At 34.1% G+C, this 3,036-nt stretch carries 1 protein-coding gene; it reads right to left on the reverse strand.

Annotated features, from left to right (window positions below):
• Positions 1-527 precede the first annotated feature (527 nt).
• On the reverse strand, positions 528-2,882 hold the full coding sequence (locus tag AB1414_18145) for a DUF2723 domain-containing protein (protein ID MEW6609336.1): 2,355 nt from the start codon (positions 2,880-2,882) through the stop codon (positions 528-530).
• Positions 2,883-3,036 lie beyond the last annotated feature (154 nt).

A 3,036-nucleotide genomic window follows, 5' to 3' on the forward strand; every position in this document is an offset into this window, starting at 1 on the left:
GATTGTGGAAAACAACAAATTTCCATAAATTTCTATTAGTTTCTATTAATTTCAATTTTTTTAATAATATCTCCCTATCTCCTTAATCTCCACATCTCCTTTTGTTACACCACCTGAACGCTTACATAATTTCTAACCATACAGGTCGAAATTTATAGAATTCGAAGAATGTTGCGAAGCAAAAATAGGTAGAAATTGATTGTGGGAAACAACAAATTTCCATAAATTTCTATTAGTTTCTATTAATTTCAATTTTTGTAACTATTCACCGCAGAGACGCAGAGGAACAGAGAAAACATGGAAATAAATCAGATAACAGAAAAAAATTATTGGTGCAGCAATTGAAATACATAAGACATTAGGTCCAGGTCTATTAGAAATGGAATTAAGTGTATAGCCAATAGATTTTAATTTTTTCTCTGTGTCTCCGCGTCTCTGCGGTGAATAGTTACATATAGAGTTCAAACTGGCAGCTTAATCCTAACCATACAGGTCGGAATTTTTTATATTGAAGAATGCTTATGTTGTTATGGAGTTTTTTGAATTGTCATCAGCATATTTTGAGCATAGTTATCATTTGGATACTTACTGAGAAGTGTTGTAAATTCCCTTTGTGCCTCTAAAAATCGTTTTTGACTAAAATAAAGCGAGGCTAAGTTTTTTCGTGCCTCGTAATTATCTGGTTCTAATTGAAGTATATTTTGACATTGTTCGATGACTTTGTCAATCTGTTTTTTTCCATAATAAAGTCGCGCTAATGTGGTGTATAATTCAACTGAGGGAAAGGCTTTTGCCTCTTGAAGATACTCAAATATTGCATTATCGATTTTGCCCATATTTTCATAAAGTCCTCCGATGGTGCGGTGAATATCTTTAAAATTGGGATTTAATTCAACCGCCTTTTTGAAATTAACAATCGCCTCATTTACCATTTTTTTATTAGAATAAGCCCGACCAAGATTGTAATAGACTATGGGTAAATTGGAGTCAATATTAGCTGATTTTTTAAGTTCTTCAATTGCCTCATCATTCATCCCCATACTTAGATAGTTATTTCCCCGATTGTTATATCCTCCCGCACAATTGCGAATGACATCAAACGCCTTTGCATCTTTTGAAACCTCTAACTTATCTACGCCACGCAAAACCATCTCCGTTGCACCTTTTTCTAATTCTTTTAATATCGTTACCTTGGAGGTGTCAGTCTTTAATATCTTGAGGAAAAACCAAACTGGTATAGTTGTAAAACCTTTGGGCATAGGTTCGTCTGAATATTGATAAAAAGGTCGCTTATTAAAATTATTTATCAAGATTTCATCAAACCTTGCTTTGCCTAATTCTGTGCCTTGTGTTGGATAAAGGTTAAATTCCAGTTCCGGATATTTGTATTTTATCTCCTGAGCATACCAATCCTGAAATAAAAATGGTGTATCTAGCAAAGCTACATCCCTGCGGGTATTCTCTACATAATGAAGATACCATACCGGAAAACCATTTACATCCCCTTTCAAGAAAAGCCCGGCATTTGTATCTAAATTTTTTAATAAACTTACTGCTAAATCATGAGCAAAGAAATAATTAGAGTGGTTACAATGAAAATGATGCGTGGTATAAGGAATGATGGGAAGAAAAATAAACGGAGTTATAATCAATGGACTACGGACCACAGATGAGAGTAGTTTTCCAATACTCATAATTCCATACCCAATAAAAATACTGAAAATGATAAAACCAGGAATGTAGTAATCCTCTATGTTAGAAATACCGTATCGAATAGATGCGGCAATATCCGTCAAAAGAATCAAAAGTAAAAATAAACCTGTAATTTTTCTTTTGACAATCAGTAATATCAATCCTATCACTCCTAACCAGACAATCCATAAGGTAAATTGATGGGTAAAAAAGTGGGTTAGATGATGTTTGAGGTTTTGCAACCAGACTTGTGGAGAGGAGACAAAAAAATGAGCATAAGCCTTTAAGGTGATGTAATCCATAAATCGAGGAAGTGTTATCGGGTCTCCCCAGTTGAGTGGTGGATGAAAAGCGGCACGGATAGGAAGATACAAATATAGAAATAATGGCAGGATGAATATACAAGAAAGTTTAAATAAAGAGTAAAGAGTGAAGAGTGAAGATATTTTATATTTATAACAAACTGCGATGATGAAAAATATACTTGCCGGGACCAGGTAGATTGTTTGCATATGGTGGGTGAAGGATAAACCAAAGGTGAAGGCGAAGAGGTAAAGATAGTTTTGAGTTTTGAGTTTTGAGTTTTGAGTTTTTCCCTCTGTTCTCCCTGTTCCACACTCCATAGTTACTACTTCTGCCCACTTTAGTAAGATGAAGATTAGCAATGTGGCAAATAAGGCATTCAGAGCATATTTTTCGGCGATTACTGCCTGTTCCCAAAAGGTAACAGCAAATGCTAACATAAAACTTGCTACCACCGCAGGGATGAGGGATAAGAGATGAGTGATGAGTTTATTCTCTTTACTTCCTATTTTTAAAGTAATAAAATACACCATCATACACGCTAAAGAGGCAAAGATAGCGGACATTAAATTGAACCGATACGCAATATTACCTATGGCAAGGAGTGTTGAAAATGTTTTTCCCACAAGGTTATAAAAAGGATAGCCTGGGGGATGACAGATGCCAAGATGAAAAGAAGCAGGTATCATATCTCCTGAATCATGAAATCCTATATCTGGTGTAAGGGTTTTCAAATAAATCAAAAAGATAGCTAAAAACACAATAATCCCACAAATATATTCTGTGGAATCAAATGGTTTTATCGAGATAATTTCTTCTTTTAGACTAAAAATATTTTGCCAGAAAGTTGATGTATTTTTTTTCTTTTTAGTTTTTTTCTTCCCCATCTTTATTTTTTAATGGTTGTTAGACTGTTTGTAACCGTTCAGGCTATATATCAAAAGTGTCCGAAAGGGGATAAGGAGATAAGAGTGATATGGAGATAAGATAATAGAAATAGATTGAAATTTATAGAAATAGGTAGAAATTGATTGTGGAAAA

It is taken from the genome of bacterium, assembly GCA_040755795.1.
GTDB lineage: Bacteria > UBA9089 > CG2-30-40-21 > CG2-30-40-21 > SBAY01 > JBFLXS01.

Coding starts and splice junctions, on each gene's coding strand:
- AB1414_18145 (MEW6609336.1), bottom strand. CDS start 2,882: ATGGGGAAGAAAAAAACTAAAAAGAAAAAAAATACATCAACTTTCTGG.